This is a genomic window from Gammaproteobacteria bacterium (genome assembly GCA_036381015.1).
Classification (GTDB): domain Bacteria; phylum Pseudomonadota; class Gammaproteobacteria; order Steroidobacterales; family Rariloculaceae; genus ZC4RG20.
The window spans coordinates 34,641-53,257 of record DASVDR010000041.1 but is presented as its reverse complement, the minus strand read 5'-3'; the positions used below and the strand labels follow the sequence as shown (position 1 = coordinate 53,257).

At 70.0% G+C, this 18,617-nt stretch carries 15 protein-coding genes; 9 read left to right on the top strand and 6 right to left on the bottom strand.

The features are described 5' to 3' along the window. The first annotated feature begins 14 nt into the window (after positions 1-14). Positions 15-923, top strand: coding sequence for a farnesyl diphosphate synthase (locus tag VF329_13980; protein ID HEX7082113.1), 909 nt, complete (start codon positions 15-17; stop codon positions 921-923). 184 nt (positions 924-1,107) lie between these two features. Here the strand turns inward: VF329_13980 and VF329_13975 are convergent, their stop codons facing one another. After that, on the bottom strand, positions 1,108-1,635 hold the full coding sequence (locus VF329_13975; GenBank protein ID HEX7082112.1) for an adenine phosphoribosyltransferase: 528 nt from the start codon (positions 1,633-1,635) through the stop codon (positions 1,108-1,110). 78 nt (positions 1,636-1,713) lie between these two features. Here VF329_13975 and VF329_13970 point away from each other — a divergent pair, with 78 nt between their 5' ends. After that, positions 1,714-2,946: a sulfotransferase gene (locus tag VF329_13970; protein ID HEX7082111.1), complete on the top strand. Its 1,233-nt coding sequence runs from the start codon at positions 1,714-1,716 to the stop codon at positions 2,944-2,946. Between the two features lie 68 nt (positions 2,947-3,014). On the opposite strand, the gene VF329_13965 is transcribed toward VF329_13970, so the two are convergent. After that, entirely contained in the window at positions 3,015-4,874 is a 1,860-nt protein-coding gene (locus VF329_13965; protein HEX7082110.1) for a M2 family metallopeptidase, read from the bottom strand. A 242-nt stretch (positions 4,875-5,116) separates the two neighbouring features. Beyond that, positions 5,117-6,406 (bottom strand): M48 family metallopeptidase, encoded by a 1,290-nt coding sequence (locus VF329_13960; GenBank protein HEX7082109.1) that lies wholly within the window; start codon positions 6,404-6,406, stop codon positions 5,117-5,119. A gap of 160 nt (positions 6,407-6,566) precedes the next feature. Between VF329_13960 and VF329_13955 the strand changes: the two genes are divergently transcribed. Next, entirely contained in the window at positions 6,567-7,394 is an 828-nt protein-coding gene (locus VF329_13955; protein ID HEX7082108.1) for a tetratricopeptide repeat protein, read from the top strand. On the opposite strand, the gene VF329_13950 is transcribed toward VF329_13955, so the two are convergent. Further along, the gene (locus tag VF329_13950; protein ID HEX7082107.1) at positions 7,366-8,478 is read right to left on the bottom strand and encodes a glycosyltransferase family 4 protein; all 1,113 of its coding nucleotides are present in this window, start codon (positions 8,476-8,478) and stop codon (positions 7,366-7,368) included. The genes VF329_13955 and VF329_13950 overlap by 29 nt on opposite strands. A 305-nt stretch (positions 8,479-8,783) precedes the next feature. Between VF329_13950 and VF329_13945 the strand changes: the two genes are divergently transcribed. Next, positions 8,784-9,128, top strand: coding sequence for a TraR/DksA C4-type zinc finger protein (locus VF329_13945; protein HEX7082106.1), 345 nt, complete (start codon positions 8,784-8,786; stop codon positions 9,126-9,128). A gap of 58 nt (positions 9,129-9,186) precedes the next feature. Here VF329_13945 and VF329_13940 read toward each other — a convergent pair whose 3' ends face one another. Beyond that, positions 9,187-12,666: an indolepyruvate ferredoxin oxidoreductase family protein gene (locus VF329_13940; GenBank protein ID HEX7082105.1), complete on the bottom strand. Its 3,480-nt coding sequence runs from the start codon at positions 12,664-12,666 to the stop codon at positions 9,187-9,189. A 101-nt stretch (positions 12,667-12,767) separates the two neighbouring features. Here VF329_13940 and VF329_13935 point away from each other — a divergent pair, with 101 nt between their 5' ends. Further along, positions 12,768-14,345 (top strand): ATP-binding cassette domain-containing protein, encoded by a 1,578-nt coding sequence (locus VF329_13935; protein ID HEX7082104.1) that lies wholly within the window; start codon positions 12,768-12,770, stop codon positions 14,343-14,345. Here VF329_13935 and VF329_13930 read toward each other — a convergent pair. Continuing rightward, positions 14,317-14,733, bottom strand: coding sequence for a MerC domain-containing protein (locus tag VF329_13930; protein ID HEX7082103.1), 417 nt, complete (start codon positions 14,731-14,733; stop codon positions 14,317-14,319). The genes VF329_13935 and VF329_13930 overlap by 29 nt on opposite strands. Before the next feature lie 144 nt (positions 14,734-14,877). Here VF329_13930 and VF329_13925 point away from each other — a divergent pair, with 144 nt between their 5' ends. The 4 genes from VF329_13925 to VF329_13910 all read left to right on the top strand — a co-directional run bounded on the left by VF329_13925 (position 14,878) and on the right by VF329_13910 (position 18,617). Beyond that, the gene (locus VF329_13925) at positions 14,878-15,639 is read left to right on the top strand and encodes an SDR family oxidoreductase (GenBank protein ID HEX7082102.1); all 762 of its coding nucleotides are present in this window, start codon (positions 14,878-14,880) and stop codon (positions 15,637-15,639) included. A gap of 104 nt (positions 15,640-15,743) precedes the next feature. Then, positions 15,744-16,427 carry a DUF2064 domain-containing protein gene (locus VF329_13920; GenBank protein HEX7082101.1) on the top strand — a complete coding sequence of 228 codons (684 nt, stop codon included), beginning with the start codon at positions 15,744-15,746 and terminating at the stop codon, positions 16,425-16,427. Then, positions 16,424-17,128: a TVP38/TMEM64 family protein gene (locus VF329_13915; GenBank protein ID HEX7082100.1), complete on the top strand. Its 705-nt coding sequence runs from the start codon at positions 16,424-16,426 to the stop codon at positions 17,126-17,128. Before VF329_13920 ends, VF329_13915 begins: the two co-directional genes overlap by 4 nt. Continuing rightward, the gene (locus VF329_13910) at positions 17,121-18,617 is read left to right on the top strand and encodes an FAD-dependent oxidoreductase (GenBank protein ID HEX7082099.1); all 1,497 of its coding nucleotides are present in this window, start codon (positions 17,121-17,123) and stop codon (positions 18,615-18,617) included. The genes VF329_13915 and VF329_13910 overlap by 8 nt, the downstream gene beginning before the upstream one ends.

Here is an 18,617-nt window from a genome sequence, read left to right as displayed (position 1 = left end):
TACGATGGCCCGCCATGATAGCACGAGGCCCGAAGCAGACGTTTGAGAACCGCGTCGAGCAATACAGACGCAGGGTCGAGGCTCGTCTCGAGCAGATCCTCGCCGTCGACGACGGCACGCCGGAAAGACTGCGTGCTGCAATGAAGTATTCGGTGCTCGGCTCCGGCAAGCGTATTCGGCCGCTGCTCGCCTATGCGAGCGGCGAGCTTTGCGGGCTCGACGACGCAGACGTGGACGCGATCGCGGCGGCCGTAGAGCTCGTGCACGCCTACTCGCTCGTTCATGACGACCTCCCGGCGATGGACGACGACGACCTGCGTCGAGGCAGGCCGACGACCCATCGCGCCTTCGACGAAGCGACCGCGATCCTCGCAGGCGACGGGCTCCAGGCCCTCGCGTTCCAGATCCTCTGCGGAGACGCCGCGCTCGCCGCCCGCCCCGAACGGCAGATCAAGATCATCGCGCAGCTCGCGGAGGCCGTCGGTCCGGCCGGTATGGTCGGCGGACAGGCGCTCGATCTCGATGCGGAAGGAAGGCGGGTGAACGAGCAGGCGCTCGAGGACATTCATCGCCGCAAGACCGGCCGGCTGATCCGCGCCTCCATCATGATGCCGAGCGAGCTCGCGGATCTCGACGATCGATCGCGCGCGCTGCTCGATCGCTTCGCCGGCGACATCGGTCTCCTCTTTCAGATTCGCGACGATCTGCTCGAGGTCGAGCAGGACACGCAGACGCTCGGCAAGAACGCGGCGAGCGACAGCGCGAACATGAAGTCCACCTACCCGTCCGTGCTCGGCATAGACGGCGCGCGGCAGCGCGCGGACGAGGTCCACCGCGGCGCGATGGACGCGCTGGCCTCGCTCGGCCCCGGCAGCGAAGGGCTGCGTTGGCTCAGCGAGTTCATCCTGAACCGCGCATATTAGATCGTCCCGCAAATACCTATACATCGTGCTTGCAGGGACGCTCGCGCACGCCACCCCAGCGCCCACTCCGTTTGCGCTGGGGACCCCGGCGCAGGGACGCGCGCGAGCGAGCCTACAGGGACGTATTCACGGCGGTCCCTGCAAGCACGATGTATAGGTACTTGCGGGACGCCACATTGAGGAATCACGCCGAGCAATCGATCAGCGCGACGATCGGCGCGTCGCCTAGGGCGCGACGGCCGTCGAGGAACGAGAGCTCCACCACGAAGGCATAGCCCGCGACGACCCCGTCCTGCCGCCGCACGAGCTCCGCGGCGGCGGCCGCGGTGCCGCCGGTAGCGAGCAGGTCGTCGACGATCAGGCAGCGGCCTCCCGGGCGCACGGCATCGGCATGCACCTCGAGGTGATCCACGCCGTACTCGAGCTCGTAACGCACGCTGACGGACTTCCTCGGCAGCTTCCCGCGCTTGCGCACGAGGTGCATCGGCAGCGCCATCCGCCGCGCGAGCGCGGCGCCGAAGATGAAGCCGCGCGACTCGATCGCGAGAATGCGCTCGGCGCCGAGCTCCGCCGCGCCTTCCGCGAGCCGCTCCGTGATCTCGCCGAACGCAAGCGGATTCTCCAGCAGCGGAGTGATGTCCTTGAAGACGATGCCGGGCTTCGGAAAATCCGGAACGTCGTGGATGAGTGTGCGAAGCTCTTCGGGTGTCATGCCTGCGTTACCGTTGCCGCCGTGAGGCGCGTAAGGGACAATGCCGCGCACGAATAGTAGCAAAGCCCGTTCCACCCGATGAATTTCTCCCGGAGCTGCGTTGCGGCCGCCGTTGCCGCGCTGAATGCAAGCGGCCGCGCGCTGCGCGGCATCGGCGTGGAAGCCCCCGCGCTCGACCAAGCCGCGCTCGTGCGGGCGGCGCGGCGCCGCGCGGAGTTGCACGATTTCGGTGCGTGGCCGTTCGATGCGCCGCTCGAGCGCCTGCTCGACGCGTACCGCCGCGAGGCGAGCCTCACGATGCTCGGGCGGATCACCGTTCGCGAAATGGTCGTGAGCCTGCTCGAGAACCTGCTCCACCTCGAAGCCGAGCGCGCGGCGCAGCCGGACGTCGAGCGGCGGCCCATCGCGCGCCCCGTCTTCATCATCGGTCTGCCGCGCACCGGCACGACGCTGCTGCACGGGCTGATGAGCCGAGACCCGGCGAACCGTGTGCCGCTGACATGGGAAACGATGTTCCCCGCGCGCAAGGACCGGCCGGACGTTCTTCGCCGCCGCACGGCCGCAAGGCTCGGGTGGGCGAATCGTCTCGCACCCGAGTTCAAGCGCATCCATCCGATCGCGCCCGATCTGCCGCAGGAGTGCATCGCGATTACCGCGAACGTCTTCATGAGCATTCAGTTCCACACGACCCACGACGTGCCGTCGTACGAGAACTGGCTCGAGCAGGATTCGCAGCGACTCGCCTATGACTTCCATTATCGTTTTCTGCAGCACCTCGATGCTCGGGCGCCGGGCCGGCGCTGGGTGCTGAAGGCCCCCGGGCATCTCTTCGCGCTTCAAGCGCTCCTCGAGCGATACCCGGACGCGAAGATCATCCAGACGCATCGCGACCCGCTTCGCGTGATGGCGTCGATGGCGAGCCATGCCACCGTCTTGCGGCGCGCGTTCAGCGACCGTGCAGAGCCGGCTCGAATCGCGGCCGACTGGGCGGATCGCTGGTCGCGCGCGCTCGACGGCTTTCTCGCCGTCCGCGATCGATCCGCGCCGGAGAAGTTTCTCGACGTGGCTTACGACGACGTCGAGCGGCGGCCCGCCGAGACGATCGAGCGGATTTACGACTTCCTCGGCTGGCCGTTCACGGAGGACGCACGCGCGGCGATGCAGACGTTCCTCGCGGCGAACCCGAAGAACAAGCACGGCGTGCACCGCTACTCGCTCGCCCAGTACGGGCTGGACCGCAAGACGGAGCTTGCGCGCTTCCGGCGCTATACCGAGCGCTTCGACATCCCCGTGCAGCCCGAGGGCGCCTGAGCCGGATCCGCGCGGCCTACCCCGCTGTCGGGCCCGCGCGCCCTATCCCACCGCCGGCTGCTCGGGCATCACCACCCGCATTGACGGCCGGCGTTCCGCTCCTCGAGGTAGGCCATCAGCGGCTCGAAGTAGGCGATGATCGCCGAGCCGTCCATCTCGCGCGTGCCGGTGAACCGCTCGAGCGCGTCCTGCCAGGGCACCGACTTGCCGAGCTCGAGCATCGCTCGGAGCCGCCGCCCGACTTCCTCGTTGCCGTAGATCGAGCAGCGGTGCAGCGGCCCCTCCCATCCGGCCATCTCGCACGCCGCCTGATGGAACTGGAACTGCAGAATGAACGCGAGGAAGTAGCGCAGGTACGGGACGTTCGCGGGAATGTGGTACTTCGCTCCGGGATCGAACGCCTCCGGCGGCCGCTCGCCCGGTGGCCGCACGCCCTGATAGCGCTCACGCATCGCCCACCACGCGTCGTTGTAGTCCTCGGGGCCCACCTCGCCCCGCAGCACGGCCCAGCGCCACTGATCGACGAGCATGCCGAAGGGCAGGAACGCGATCTTGTCGAGCGCCTGCTGCATCAGCAGGCCGAGGTCGGCGGAAACGCCGGGAACCTCGTCGATGAGGCCGATCTGGCGCAAGTATTCGGGCGTGATCGACAGCGCGATGAAGTCGCCTAGAGCCTCGTGGAAGCCGTCGTGCGCGCCTTCCCGGAACAGAAAGTCCTGATCGCTGTAGGCCCGTTGATAGAAGTTGTGGCCGAGCTCGTGATGCACGGTCTGAAAATCCTCGGCGTTGATCTCCGTGCACATCTTGATCCGCAGATCGTTCATCGCGTCGACGTCCCACGCGGAAGCGTGGCAAACGACGTCGCGGTCCTGCGGCTGCACGAACAGCGAGCGTTCCCAGAACGTCTCCGGCAGCGGCTCGAAGCCGAGCGACGTGAAGAATGCCTCGCCCGTCTCGATCATCCGGCGCGGCGTGTAGCCCTTCTCGCGCAGCAGGCTCGTGAGGTCGATGCCCGAGTCGGCGCCTTCGGGGGCGACGAGGTCGTAGATGTTCGACCACTGCTGCGCCCACATGTTGCCGAGCAGGTCGGCGCGGATCGGCCCTTCGTCGGGCTGCACCTCGTCGCCGTAATGCTCGTTGAGCCGCGCGCGCACCTCGCAGTGAAGCTGCTCGTAGAGCGGCTCGACCTGGCTCCAGAGCCGGTTCACCTCCGCCTCCATCTCCTCCGGCTCCAAGCCGTACGTCGACAGCCACATCTCGGCGAGATTCTCGAAGCCGAGCTCGCGTGCGCCCTCGTTCGCGATCTCCACCATGCGCGCATAGCGCTCGGCCATAGGCGGCGAGACCGTTCGCCACCCGGTCCACACCTCGGCGAGCTCCTGCGGATCGCGCGACGTGTCGATGATGCGCTCGAGCGCCGGCAAGTCGAGCTCCTCGCCCCTATACTCGTACGTGCCCGTCGAATACGTGGACTCGAGCCAGGTCGTGATGTCCGCGAGCTCTTGCGCCGCGCCCTCGCGCGACGGCGCCGGCAGCGTGATACCCGTGCGCAGAATGTTCATCTTGCGCTCGAGCGTCTCGGGCAGCTCGAGCCCCTCGAAGCGCTTCGTGCCGTTCGCGAGCCGCACCGCGAGCTCGGTGCTCTCGGCGCCCGCGCGCGCGGCGAGCCAGTTCGTGTCGAAGGTGATGAAGTTCGCCTGCACCCAGAACGTGCGCCCGACGAACTCGGCGTTCTCTTCGAGCTCGGCCTCGGCCGCCTCGATGAACGCTCGCGCGTCCTCCACGGAGACGTTCGAAGCCGCCACGCCGGCCGCGGCGGTACCCTCCGACGGGCTCGACGAGGACGGCGGCTGCGCGGGCGCCTCGCCCGTGCAGCCGTTGAGCGCGAGCGCGACGGCGGCGGCGAGCAGGCTCGGACGAACGTTCATGTGTCCCCTCCTTCTGCAGCGGAGCCGGAAGACGGAGGCCTTCGGACGGCTCCGTTTTAGTGTGGCGTCCCGCAAATACCTATGCATGCTGCTCGACGGGACGCTCCGCGTACGCCACCCCAGCGCTCACTGTGTTCGCGCCGGGGCCCCGGGCAGGGGCGTCGCGGAGCGAGCCTACAGGGAGGCATTTACGGCGTTCCCGGCAAGCATCATGTATAGGTATTTGCGGGACACGATACGCTCTACTGTAGCACCGGCTGCTCGGACCGCGGGCCGGCGCACGGCGGCGGCAACGGGACGGCCCTGAGGCGCGCGACCCGCACGAGCGCGGGCGGATGCGAGTCGTAGAACGCGGAGTACCAGCGATCCGGCAGGAGATTCGACGCGTTGTCGCGGCAGATCTTGAGCAGCGCTCCGGCGAGATCCCGCGCGTTCGCGTGGCGCACCGCGAAATCGTCGGCCTGAAGCTCGTGACGCCGCGACCACCACGCGGCGAGGGGCGTCGCAAAGAACGTGAACGCGGGCATCGCGATCGAGAACAGCAGGAGCGCGGCGTGCGCGGAAGGCGAAGGGACGCCGAGCGCCGCATAGAAGCTCGGATGGCGCGCGAGCCACGCGAGCAGCGCGAGGCTTCCGAGCGCAAGCGCGGCGGACACGACGAGGCGCTGGCGAACGTGATGCAAACGAAAGTGACCGAGCTCGTGAGCGAGCACGGCCTCGATTTCCGCCGGCCCGAGCTTCGCGAGAAGCGTATCGAAAAACACGACTCGCTTGCTCCGTCCGATGCCGGTGAAATAAGCATTCGAGTGGGCCGACCGGCGCGAGCCGTCCATCACGAACACGCCGCCGGAAGTGAAGCCGCATCGCTCGAGCAGCGACGTGAGACGCTTCTCGAGCGCCGTGTCGGCGAGCGGCGTGAAGCGATTGAACCAGGGCGCGACGAACCGCGGCCAGGCCCAGGTCGTTCCGAGCATCACGGCGAGCCAGCCGACCCAAGCGAACAGCCACCACGCGGGCCCGGCACGCTCCATCAGCAGAATCGCGCCGGCGGCGAGCGGCCCGACGATCGCGACGGCGAGCACGGTGCGCTTCGCGAGATCCGCCGCGAACAGCCGCGGCGGCGTGCGATTGAAGCCGAAGCGCGCCTCGAGGCCGAACGTGCGCCAGACGGAGAACGGCAGCTGCACGAGCCGGAACACGGCGAGCACGGTCAGCACGACACCGACGCCGAGCCACGGCTGCGCAAGCCCGGTGCTTCGCCAGAGCGCATCCGCGGCGGCCACGCCGCCGCCGAACGTGAGCACGAGCGCGAGTACCGCGCCCGCCACGGCGCCGACGCGGGCGATGCGCATGCGGGCGACCGCATAATCGGCCGCGGCCTCGTGATCGGCGACGGCGATCTCGTGCGCGAAGAGCCGCGGCACCTTCGAGCGACGCGCCCGCACGGCCGCGATCTGGCGCGACGCGAGCCACAGCCGCACGCCTACCCTCGACAACACGGCGATCAGGAAAGCCGCGCCGATCCAATGCATGACCTCGACTCCTCCGTCCTCGGCGTCGCTCGCGTTCGAGCCGGATCAAGATACCCCGACGGCGCTCGCGCGGCCATCTCGGGACGCGCTCGGCGGCTCCCTCGATGCCCGTCGCTCGTTGCAATAGAATCGCGGCACACGTAAAGGGGAGCGACGCCCGATGAGGGCCTACTCGACGCGCGAAGTGGCAGAGCTGCTCGGCATGGCTCCGGAGAGGATTCGCGCGCTCGCCCGCACGGTGTTCGTGAACCCCGATCGCGACGCTCGCGGGCGCCTCCGGTTCTCGTTCCAGGACATCGTGCTGCTGCGCACGGCGCAAGGCCTGCTGAAGAACGGCAGCCGGCGGCGCGTGTGGCGCGCGATGCGCACGCTCGGGCGGCAGCTTCGCGGACGGCCGCTGTCGTCGATCCGAATGCGCATCGAGGGCCGCGACGTGCTCGTCTCGGCCGGCAACACCACGTGGAATCCCGAGTCCGGCCAGACGCTGTTCGACTTCTCCGCCGACACCCGGGCCGATCGCGTGTCGCTCGCGGAGCGGCGATCGGCGGCCATCGCGTCGCGCCTCGCCAAGTCCGCGGACGACTGGTTCGAGCTCGGAATCGCGCTCGAGAGCGTCGGCGCCACGCTCGACGCCGAGGCCGCCTATCGCAACGCCTTTCGCGTCGACAAGATGCACGTCGACTCGCGGATCAACCTCGGGCGGATGCGCCATGCCGCCCAGGCGCTCCAGGAAGCGGAGTCGCTCTACCGGCAGGCCATTGGAATCTGCCCCGGCCACGGCGTCGCTCACTTCAATCTCGGCGTCGTGCTCGAGGATCGCGGAGAGGTCGACGAGGCGATGGCGATGTATCGGCGCGCGCTCGAGTGCGAGCCGCCGGTTCCGGAAGCGCACTTCAACCTCGCCCGCCTCTATGAGCAACGCGGCGACGAGCGCGCCGCGATCCGCCATCTCGCGTCCTTCAAGCGCCTGAAGGATCGCTCGAGCTGACGAGCTCGCGATAGAGCGCGAGCGTTTGCGCCGCCGTACGCTCGACCGTGAAAGCGGTCGCGATGCGACGGCGGGCGTTGCGGCCGAGGTCGCGGCATGCGTCGCGGTCCACGTAGAGCCTCAGGATCGCGGCGGCGAGCGCCCGCGCGTCCCCGGCCGGGACGATGAGCCCGGAGCGCTCGTGCTCCACGAGCTCGGGGCTTCCACCGGCATCCGTCACGATCGGCGTCGTCTCGTACGCCATCGATTCGATGACCGATCTCGGCAACCCCTCGCGGCGCAGGCTCGGAAGCACGGTCACATCGCTCGCAGCCATGATCTGCGGTGCATCCTCGCGGAAGCCGAGCACATGGAAGCGGTCCCGGTACGGCGACCGGCGAATCAGGCGCGTGATCTCTGCCGACGCCGTGCCGACGCCGACGAGCAGCACGTGAATCGGCAGCCCGGCCGGCAAGTGGTCGCAGGCCCGTATCAGCACCGGAATCCCCTTCCGCGGCCGCACGTTCGCGACGCAGGTCACGACGAACGCACCGCGCGGCACGCCGAGCACCGCGAGGTCGAGCGGCGCGTCTCGATACCACGAGAGGTCGTGCCCCTTGTGAATCGTGACGACCTTCTCCGGCGGCAGCTTGAACGGCGGCACGCCGAGCTCGAGAAAGCTGCGACGCACGGCTTCCGCGACGCAGACGATGCGGTCGACGCGCGGATTGAGGAAGCTCATCCAATCGAGCGGATTGAGCATGCTGACGTTGCCGACGATGCCGCGGTACAGCACGATCTTCACCGGCCGCCCTTTCGCCGCAGCGAGCCCGTTGAAGATCGGGCGCTTTCTCATCAAATGCAGGATGCTCGGCCGGAAGTCGTCGAGGTGCCAGCGAATCGCTTCGATGCCGGAGCGGTCGCGCTTGCCGAGCAGCATGAGCGGGACGAACGGGACGCCCTCCCGCTCGAGCCACTCCGCATACGGGGAATCGCTCCAGCCGAGCACCTTGACCCGCACGCCGGCGCGGTGGAGCGCGATGAAGAGGGCCGTCTCCGGCCGATCGCCCCGGTCGGTGACGACCAGGGCGGAAAGGTCCCTCACGTGAGCCGCTCCCCCCCGTCGCCGCTCGGGCTTTTGGCGACGAATACGCCCCTTGCGGGAAGCTTTCGAGCGGCGCGCGCCGGCTTCGGGGCATCGCCCGGGGACGGTTGGGGATCGCGGCTGGACGAGCTATGCTTGAGTGAAAGCATGGTACCGACGGCTGCGGATGCCGCCGCATCCTAGACGGGTCTGACCGAAAACCGCAAGCAGCCGAGGAACGCCGCCGCCCCGCATTGAAGTGCTCTCGGTCCGGCCAGTCAGGCGAGAGCGCGGCGGCGTAGACACCCGAGGGGAGAGCGCTGACGATGGATCCTTACGCCGACATTCGCGAAATTCTGTTAGCCAAGCAAAGGGAACTGTCCGTGCGCCTCGAGAATTTGAAGCAGAATTTGCGCAGCGCTCGCAGCGCGGATTCGCAGGAGCAGGCGCAGGAGCTCGAGAATGCGGAGGTCGTGGACGCGCTCGGCAACGAGACGCGCATCGAGCTGAACAAGATCGCGAAGGCGCTCGATCAGATCAAGAACGATACGTACGGCATCTGCGTGGATTGCGGGCAGGACATTCCGATGGCGAGGCTCAAGGTGCACCCGTTCGCCGACCGCTGCATCCGCTGCGCCACGGCCGCGGAAGAATCGCGGGGGAGACGCTGATCGCCGAAAAAGGGCCTGCCATCCCCAGGCTTCTCGCTTCCCCGCTTCCGGCCCCCGCTCACGCCGACATCGGAAACACGGATCCGATCCCTTCGTCGGCGCCGGGTGCGGTCGACCAGCGCTCGAGCAGCTCGCGGCGCTCCCGTTCGTAGCGCTCCACCGCGCGCTCCTTCACCGGCCCGAAGCCGCGCACGCCGTCGGGAAGCTTCGCGAGCGCAACGGCGAGGTCGAATCGTTCGTCGTCGAGCTCGGCCTCGACCCGGTCGAGAAAGCGCTCGTAGTCCGCGATCAGCCGGCGCTCCATCCGCCGCTCCTTCGAGTAGCCGAACACGTCGAGCTTCGTGCCGCGCACCCTCCTCAGCCGAGCGAGCAGCCTCATCGGCCCGAGCACCCACTCGCCGACCTCGTACTTCCGCGGGCGCCCGGAATCGGGATCGATCCGCGCAATCAGCGGCGGCGACAGCTGAAAGCGCAGCTTGAAGTCGCCGCCGAAGTGCTGCCTGAGGCTCTCGAGGAAACCGGTTTCCGTATGGAGGCGGGCGACCTCGTACTCGTCCTTGTAAGCGAGCAGCTTGAAATAGTTGCGCGCCACGGCGGCCGTCAGCGCCGAGCCGCCGGGTCGCACCCGCTGCTCGCTGCGCCGAATGCGCTCGATCCGGTCGCGGTAGCGCGCGGCGTACGCGCGGTCCTGGTACTGCTCGAGAAAGGCCTCGCGCCGCTCGATCGCTTCGTGCAAAGAGCGGCTGGCCGGCACGGGCTTCCGCCGGCCGCCGGCCGCGAGCGTCTCGACGGCCGCGGGGTCGTGCGCCGTGAACCGGCCCCAATCGAACGCGAGCTTGTTCTGCGCGACGTTCACGCCGAAGAGCTCGAGCGCGCGGTAGAGGGCGGCGCCGCTCACCGGAAGCTTGCCGCGCTGGAACGCGAAGCCGAGGAGGAACACGTTCGCGGCGACGCTGTCGCCGAGGAGCGCTACGGCGAGACGCGTGGCGTCGAGCGTCGCGAGATCGCCCGGCCGGCAGCGCTGCCCGAGCGCGTGGAGCAGGCGTTGATCGTCCACCCGGAAGTCCGGATCGCGGACGAATTCCGGGGGCATCTCGTGGTGCGTATTGACGATCACGGCGGAGCGTTCGGTCGAGAGCGACGCCAACGCCTCCTCGCCCCCGGAGACGACGAGATCCGCGCCGAGCAGCAGATCCACCCGGCCGCGCGGAATACGCGGCGTGTGCAGACGCTCGCGCGAGCCCGCGATCCGCACGTGCGACAGCACCGCGCCGAAGCGCTGCGCGAGACCGGTCTGATCGAGCTGCCGGACGGCCTTGCCTTCGAGATGTGCGGCAAGGCCGATCAGCCCGCTCGCGGTGACGATGCCCATGCCGCCGACGCCCGCGAGCAGGATGTTGTAGCTGTCGGCGATCTCGGCCGCGGCCGGCTCGGGCAGGCTCGGCACGGCTTCCGCCGCGAGCGGCACCGGCGGATTCCGGTGCGCGCCGTCGAGGATCACGAAGCTCGGGCAGAAGCCCCGGAGGCAGCTGAAATCCTGGTTGCACGACGACTGATTGATGCGGCGCTTACGGCCGAACTCCGTGTCGAGCGGAACGACCGACAGGCAGTTCGACAACGTATTGCAGTCCCCGCAGCCTTCGCACACGAGCTCGTTGATCGCGACGCGCCGCGTCGGCGTCGGGACCTGCGCGCGCTTGCGCTTGCGGTGCAGCTCGGCCGCGCAGGGCTGATCGTAGATCAGCGCGGACACGCCGCGGCACTCGCGCAGCTCGAGCTGCACGCGGTCGAGCCGGCTCCGAGGCTGGACGCGGACGCCGGCCGGAAGGTCGGCGCGGCCCGCGTGCTTCGCCGGATCGTCGGTGACGACGACGATCGGATCGACGCCTTCGGCCGCGAGCTGCGCGGCGATGCTCGCGACCGTCGGCCGGCCCTCGATCGGCTGGCCGCCGGTCATCGCGACCGCATCGTTGAACAGGATCTTGTAAGTGATGTTGACTCCCGCCGCGACCGCCGCGCGGATCGCGAGGCTGCCGGAGTGGGCGTACGTCCCGTCGCCCAGATTCTGAAACACGTGCCGCGTGTCGGTGAAAGGCGCCTGCCCGATCCACGTCGCGCCTTCGCCTCCCATCTGCGTGAACGTCGCGGTGCTGCGATCCATCCACGCCGCCATGTAATGGCAGCCGATGCCGCCGATCGCGCGGCTGCCGTCCGGCACGACGGTGGACGTGTTGTGCGGGCAGCCGGAGCAGAAATGCGGCAGCCGCGCCTCGGACGCGAGCGCCTCCGCCGAGCGCACGTGCTCGTCGTGCGCACGGATGTGCTCCTCGAGCAGGGGCACCGGCCCGAAGCGGCGCAGCCGCTCGACCAGCACCCGGGCGATCAGCGCGGGCCGGAGATCGCCGGAGGACGGCAGCAGCGGAGCGCCCCGCTCGTCGTGCTTGCCGATCACGAGCGGCCGCGATGCCGCGGGCCGATGATAAAGGTGCTCCTTGATCTGGGTCTCGACGAGCGCGCGCTTCTCTTCGACGACCAGAATCTGCTCGAGCCCGTCGGCGAACTCGAGGACGGCCTCCGGCTCGAGCGGCCACGTCATGCCGATCTTCAGCAGGCGGATGCCGAGATCCGCGGCGCGGGCGCGGTCGATGCCGAGATCCTCGAGCGCCTGAAGCGTGTCGAGATGCGCCTTGCCGGCAGTGACGATCCCGAGACGCGCGTGCGGCGCGTCGAGGATGATCCGGTCGAGACGATTGGCCCGCGCGAATGCGCGCGCCGCGGGCAGCTTGTACCGCTCGAGCCTGCGCTCTTGCTCGGTCGGGGGATCGGGCCAGCGAATATTCAGCCCGCCCGGCGGGATCTCGAAGTCCGGACGGACGATCGAGAGCGGCGGGTCGAGCCGCACGACCTCGGTCGCGTCGGCGGTCTCCTGCGTGAGCTTCAAGCCGACCCAGCATCCGCTGAACCGGGACAACGCGTAGCCGAGCAGCCCGAGCTCGACGATCTCCTCGACGTCGGCGGGGCTCAGCACGGGAATCATCGCGTCGACGAACGCGAGCTCGCTTTGATGCGGCAACGACGACGATTTGCAGGTGTGATCGTCGCCCGCGACGACGAGCACGCCGCCGTGAGCCGAGCTGCCGGCGGCGTTGCCGTGCTTCAGCGCGTCGCCGGACCGATCGACGCCCGGGCCCTTGCCGTACCAGAGCCCGAACACGCCCTGGTGGCGGGCTCCGGGAAACAGATTCGCCTGTTGCGAGCCCCAGATCGACGTCGCGGCGAGATCCTCGTTCAGGCCCGGCTGGAAGCGAATCTGCGCCGCGTCGAGAAAGCGCTTCGCCCGCCAGAGCTCCCGGTCGAGCCCGCCGAGCGGCGAGCCGCGATAGCCGGAGACGAAGCCCGCCGTGTCGAGATTCTCGCGCCGGTCGCGGTAACGCTGGCCGAGCAGCAGCCGGACGATCGCCTGCAAACCCGTGATCAGCGCGACGCCGGCTTCGGGGTCGTAACGTTCGTCCAGATCCTCGATTCGGCGCAGCGGCATCGGCCGCTATTATGGTCGATTCTCGCCGCCACGCACGAACGGATTCGCGGCACCGCTTTTGATGCTAAGGTACGCGCCGAGCGCCGCGCCCGATATTCGCAATGAACCGCAGCCCTGCTCCGCTCGTCGACCTCGACGGCGTCGACGTCGACATCGACGGCACGCCGATCCTGCGCTCGGTCGACTTTCGGCTCGAGCCCGGCCGGCATTGGGGCGTCGTCGGCGCGAACGGCAGCGGCAAGAGCACCTTCCTCGCGCTGATCGCCGGTCTTCGATGGCCGGCCCCGGGGCGCGGCACGCGCACCTACGATTTCGGCCGGGGGCCTGCGCGCGACGCAATCGACGCGCGGCGCGAGATCACCCTCGTCGGACACGAGCTCCAGGACCGGTATACGCGGCTCGAGTGGAACTTTCCCGCCGAGGACGTCGTGCTGTCCGGCGTCTTCCGGACGGACGTGCCGCGAATGGAGCCGACGCCCGCGCAGACCGCGCGCGTCCGCGCGCTCCTCGACGAGCTCGCGCTGTCGCACCTCGCGGACCGGCCGTTTCTCGAGCTGTCGCGTGGCGAGCAGCGCCGCGTCTTGATCGCGCGAAGCCTCGCGTTCCGGCCCCGCGTGCTGCTTCTCGACGAGCCGGCGAGCGGTCTCGACGCGAGCGCACGCGCGGCGCTCGACGCGATGCTCGCGCGCGTCGCCGAGCACGTGCAGCTCGTGATCGCGGCGCATGCGGCGGAGGATCTGCCGGACGTCGTGACGCACGTCCTGGTGCTCGAGCACGGGCGCATCGCCGCGTCGGGTCCCCGCGAGCGGCCGGCGCCCGCCGCAGCCGCGCGGGCCGCGGGCGGTCCCGCTCCACGGCCGGCGCGAGTCGATGCGGCCGCCGGGCGCACCGCGCACGGATCGGGGGGCGCGACGGCCGGGCCCGCGGGCGCGGCACGCGCGCCGAGCCCGGGCGCTCCGCCGCTGATCGACGTGCGCGGCGCCGACGTCTGGCTCGGCGCGCGCCGCGTCCTGCACGGTATCGACTGGCAGCTCCGCGACGGCGAGCACTGGCTCGTGAAGGGACCGAACGGCGCCGGCAAGAGCAGCTTTCTGCGCCTACTGCACGGCCAGCATCGGCCCGCGCGCGGCGGAACGATCCGCTGGCCCGGTCTCGGCGACCCCGCGAGCGTCTGGACGCTCCGCCGCCGCGTCGCGTGGGTCTCGCCCGAGCTTCAGGCCGGCTATCGCTACCGTGCGACCGTGCGCGATGCCGTCGGCTCGGGATTCGACTCGAGCCTGGGCCTCGTCAGGCGCCTTCGGCCGGACGAGCGCGAGCGGGTCGAAGTCCTTCTCGGGCGGTTCGATCTCACGGCGCTCGCGGATCGGCTGTTGACCGAGCTCTCGTACGGGCAGTTCCGGCGCGTGCTGCTCGCGCGCGCCCTCGTGCATCGCCCTCGGGTGCTGCTGCTCGACGAGCCCTGGGAAGGCCTCGACCGGACCACGGCGGCCCTGCTCGCCGAGCGGCTGGACGAATGCGCGGCCGAAGGCACGCAGCTCGTTTGCGCCTCGCACCTCGCGATCGACGGCGCGCGGTACACGCACGCGCTCGCGCTCGAGGAAGGGGTCGTCGTTGCGGCGGGGCCCGCCCGGTCGTTCGGCGGCCGGCCGGTTATTCCCCGTGCCGATGCAAGCGCTTGACCTCGCGGAAGTTCATCCAATGCGCGGAGGCGAGCGCGAGGCTCGCCGCGACGCTCGCGCCGGCCTCGGCCAGCAGCGGCCAAACGCCGTGCGCGTAGATCGAGACCGCGGCGAGCGCGATGACGGCCGCGGCGCCGAGCGCGACGATGCGGCGCCGGCGGTGGACGCGCCAGCCGAGCACGAAGCCGAGCGCGCTCGTCGGGACGACGACCCACAGCATCAGCGCGTGGAAATGGCCGCCGCCGAAACCGAACGCGGCGATCGGCAGCACGGCGACGATCAGCGGCACGGCGAGGCAGTGGACGATGCAGATCGTCGACAGCGCGATCGCAATCCGGTCGAAATGCCTGGACCAGCTCATCGGGGCGGGGTCGTGATATCGGGTCAACGGAAGCGACTCGCAGTGCGGGGCGGCGAGCATATCACTATTTGGCGCCGCGGCCCCCAACCGTGACGGACCGACCCCGTTCGGCGGCGGAGGGCCGGAAGGGCTGATAAGCTATCCGCCGGTAGGACGTCGTCTCGGTATCGCATGGACCTCCAAGGCAAGACCGTTCTGATCACCGGCGCGGCGCGCGGGCTCGGCGCCGCGATGGCCAAGGCGCTCGCGGCGCGAGGTGCCGATCTCGCGCTCGTCGACCTCGACGCGGCCACGGTCGAGCCGACGCGCGCCGCCTGCGCGGAAGCGGGCGTCGCCGCCCGCGCCTACGCCGCGAATGTCGCCGACGAGAGCGACGTCGTCCGCGTCTACGAGCGCGTGGTCGAGGATTTCGAGCGCCTCGACGCGTCGATCGCGAACGCCGGCATCCTGCGCGACGGTCTGCTCGTGAAGGCGAAGGAAGGCAAGCCGATCGAGAAGCTCGCGCTCGCCGACTGGCAGGCCGTCATCGACGTGAACCTCACCGGCGTGTTCCTGTGCGGGCGGGAAGCCGCGGCCCACATGGCGCGGCTCGGCCGCGGCGGATGCATCCTCAACATCTCGAGCCTTTCGCGCGCAGGAAATTTCGGCCAAAGCAACTACTCGGCCGCGAAGGCGGGCGTCGCCGCGCTGACGGTCGTGTGGGCGAAGGAGCTCGCGCGTCACGGCGTTCGCGTGAACGCGATCGCGCCCGGCTTCATCGAGACCGAGATGGTGGCCGCCATGCGCCCCGAGATTCTCGCGAAACTGACCGCCGGCATTCCCGTGGGCCGGCTTGGGCGCCCCGAGGAGATTGCGCACACCGCCGTATATCTGCTCGAGAACGACTATGTGAACGGGCGTGTGGTCGAGGTCGACGGCGGGCAGCGCATCTGACCGCGGCGGCGCACGCCGTTCCCGCGTCCGGCCCGGTTGCACGCACCGAACGCGTTGCCGCCGGGTCCGAGCGGCCGGGGCGCGCCAATGCGCCGGACCGAGCGATGTCCGACCGCGCCGCGCGTGAGACCTGCCTCGTGCTGATGCTGAAGGCGCCCGCGCGGTCGAAGCGCCGCCTCGCGGCCGAGATCGGCCGTTCGGCGGCCGCGGAGGCGGCCGCGAAGCTCGCGGCTTGCGCGCTCGAGGATCTCGCGTCGTGGCCGGGGCCGACCTGCGTGGCACCGGCCGCCGCGGCCGATCTCGACTGGCTCGCCGAAAGGAGCGCCGCCGAGCACACGGTAGTGCTCCAATCACGGGGCAATCTAGGGGTGCGGATAAATCGGTTGAACCGGACGCTGCACGCGCGCGGACTTACCCGGCAGATTTTCATCGGGATCGATTGCCCCGAGATCGACTGCGCCTACCTGCGTCGCGCCGCGGCGCTTCTCGGCGAGCGGGATGCGGTGCTCGGTCCAGCCGACGACGGCGGCGTGGTTCTGATGGGCGCGCGTCGCCCATGGCCCCCGCTCCGGAATCTCGAATGGAGCACGCCTCGGCTCGGCGCGCAGCTTCGCGCCGCGTGCGAGGCCGCAGGGTTCGGCGTTGCGGCGTTGGACCCGCGGGCCGATATTGATACTTTCACCGACCTCATCGGGCTCGGCGCGAGGCTCGGGACCGATCGGCGTCCGGCACGCGAGGCGCTCGCCGCATGGCTCGCGTCGCTCGCCGCCACGCGGGACGGAAGATGACGACACGCCTGAAGCCGCTCGTTCTCGTCGTGCTGCTGTGCGCGCTGATCGCCGCGGCGCTCCTCTTTCCGCTCGGCGAATGGGCGGTGCTCGGCGCGGCATGGATCGACAGCCATCCCCGCGTCGCGTGGATCGCGTTCATCGCCGCGTATGTCGCGGCCGCCGTGCTCGTCGTGCCCGGGTCGATCCTGACGCTCGCGGCCGGCTTTCTGTTCGGCCTGCCGGTCGGCGTCGCGCTCGTCTCCGCGGGAAGCGTGCTCGGCGCGGCGGCCGCGTTTCTCGTCGGACGGTTCCTGGCGCGCGATTGGGTCGCCCGCCGCATCGCCGGGATGCCCCGCTTCCGGGCGCTCGACTCGGCCACGCGCCACGAGGGCTTCGTGATCGTGCTTCTCGCGAGACTGTCGCCGCTCTTCCCGTTCAATCTGCTGAACTACGGGCTCGGCCTCACGGCTGTGCGCTTCCGCGACTACGTGCTCGCGTCGTGGGCGGGCATGCTCCCGGCCACCGTCGTCTACGTCTACATCGGCACGCTCGCGAAGGATCTGACCCAGATCACGACCGGCCGCATCGAAGGCGGCCCCGCCGGCACGGCGCTGCTCGTCGCGGGATTCGTCGCCACCATCGTGCTGACCGTTCTCGTCACACGCAAGGCGAACCGGACGCTCGCCGCGCACCTCGAGCGGGAGGCGGGCGATGCCTGATCTCGTCGGCCGAACCGATGCCGCGCTCTACCCCGGCAGCGAGCACGACGCCGAATGGCGCCGTCTCGTGATTCCGGCCGAATACCGCGCGCCCGAGCCCCGCGAACGTTACCACCTCGTCGTCATCGGCGCCGGACCGGCCGGGCTCGTGACCGCGATCGCCGCAGCCGGCCTCGGCGCGAACGTCGCGCTCGTCGAGCGGCACGCGCTCGGAGGCGACTGCCTGAACGCCGGGTGCGTGCCGTCCAAGGCGCTGCTCGAGTTCACCCGCGGCGGCGTCGACGCCGACGACTTCGACGACGCGTTCCAGTGGCTGCGCCAGGTGCGGGCATCGATCGCCGCCCACGACTCCGTGCGCCGCTACACCGAGGCCGGCGTGCACGTGTTCCTCGGCGCCGCGAAGTTCCTCGATCAGGACGCGGTGCAGGTCGGCACGGCACGCCTCGCGACGCGCCGCACCGTCATCGCCACCGGATCCCATCCGGTGCTGCCGCCGATCCCGGGGCTCGCGGAGAGCCGGCCGCTCACCAACGAGACGCTGTTCGACCTGAAGCGCCGTCCGCGGCGCCTCGGGATCATCGGCGGCGGGCCGATCGGCTGCGAGATCGGTCAGGCCTTCGCGAACATGGACGTCGAGGTCGTGCTGATCGAGCGCGAGCCCCGCGTGCTGCCGAAGGAGGCCCCGGACGCGAGTGCGGCCGTCGCACGCGCGCTCGAGAACGCGGGCGTCGCGCTGCGGCTCGGCGTCGAGGTGCGCGAGGTCGCGCGGCGCGGAGCGACGATCTCGGTGCGGCTCGCGCGCGAGGGCGGCCGGCCGGAAGAGATCGTCGTGGACGAGCTGCTCGTCGCGGCAGGCCGCCGCGCGACGACGGACGAGCTCAATCTCGCGGCCGTCGGCGTGGAGATGGACGCTGCCGGCAGCATCGTCGTCGACCGCTACCTCCGCACGACGAACTCGCGCATCTACGCGGCCGGCGACGTCTGCTCGCCGAGCACGCAGCTCACGCACGCCGCAGACGCGCACGCGCGCATCGTCGTGCAGAACGCGCTGTTCGCGCCGTCGGCGACCACGGACGGGCTCGTGATCCCGCGTTGCACCTATACCGACCCGGAGGTCGCACAGATCGGACGGCTGCAGCACGAGCTCGAGCGCGACGGCATTGCATTCGACGTCTATCGGGTCGAGTTCGGAGAGGTCGATCGCGGCCGGATGCAGAACGACGAGGACGGGTTCGCCGAGGTCCTGACCGCGGCGGGCAGCGACCGAATACTCGGCGCGACGATCGTCGGCCGCGACGCCGGCGAGCAGATCGCGCCGCTCTCGATCGCGATGACCGTCGGCCTCGGCCTCGGCGGCCTCGGCAAGGCGGTCCTCCCCTATCCGACGCGCGCCGAGTACCTGCGCAAGCTCGCGGACGCGTACGGCCGCACGCGGCTGACGCCGCCGGTGCGACGCCTGATGCGCGCATGGCTGCGGTGGCGGGCGTGA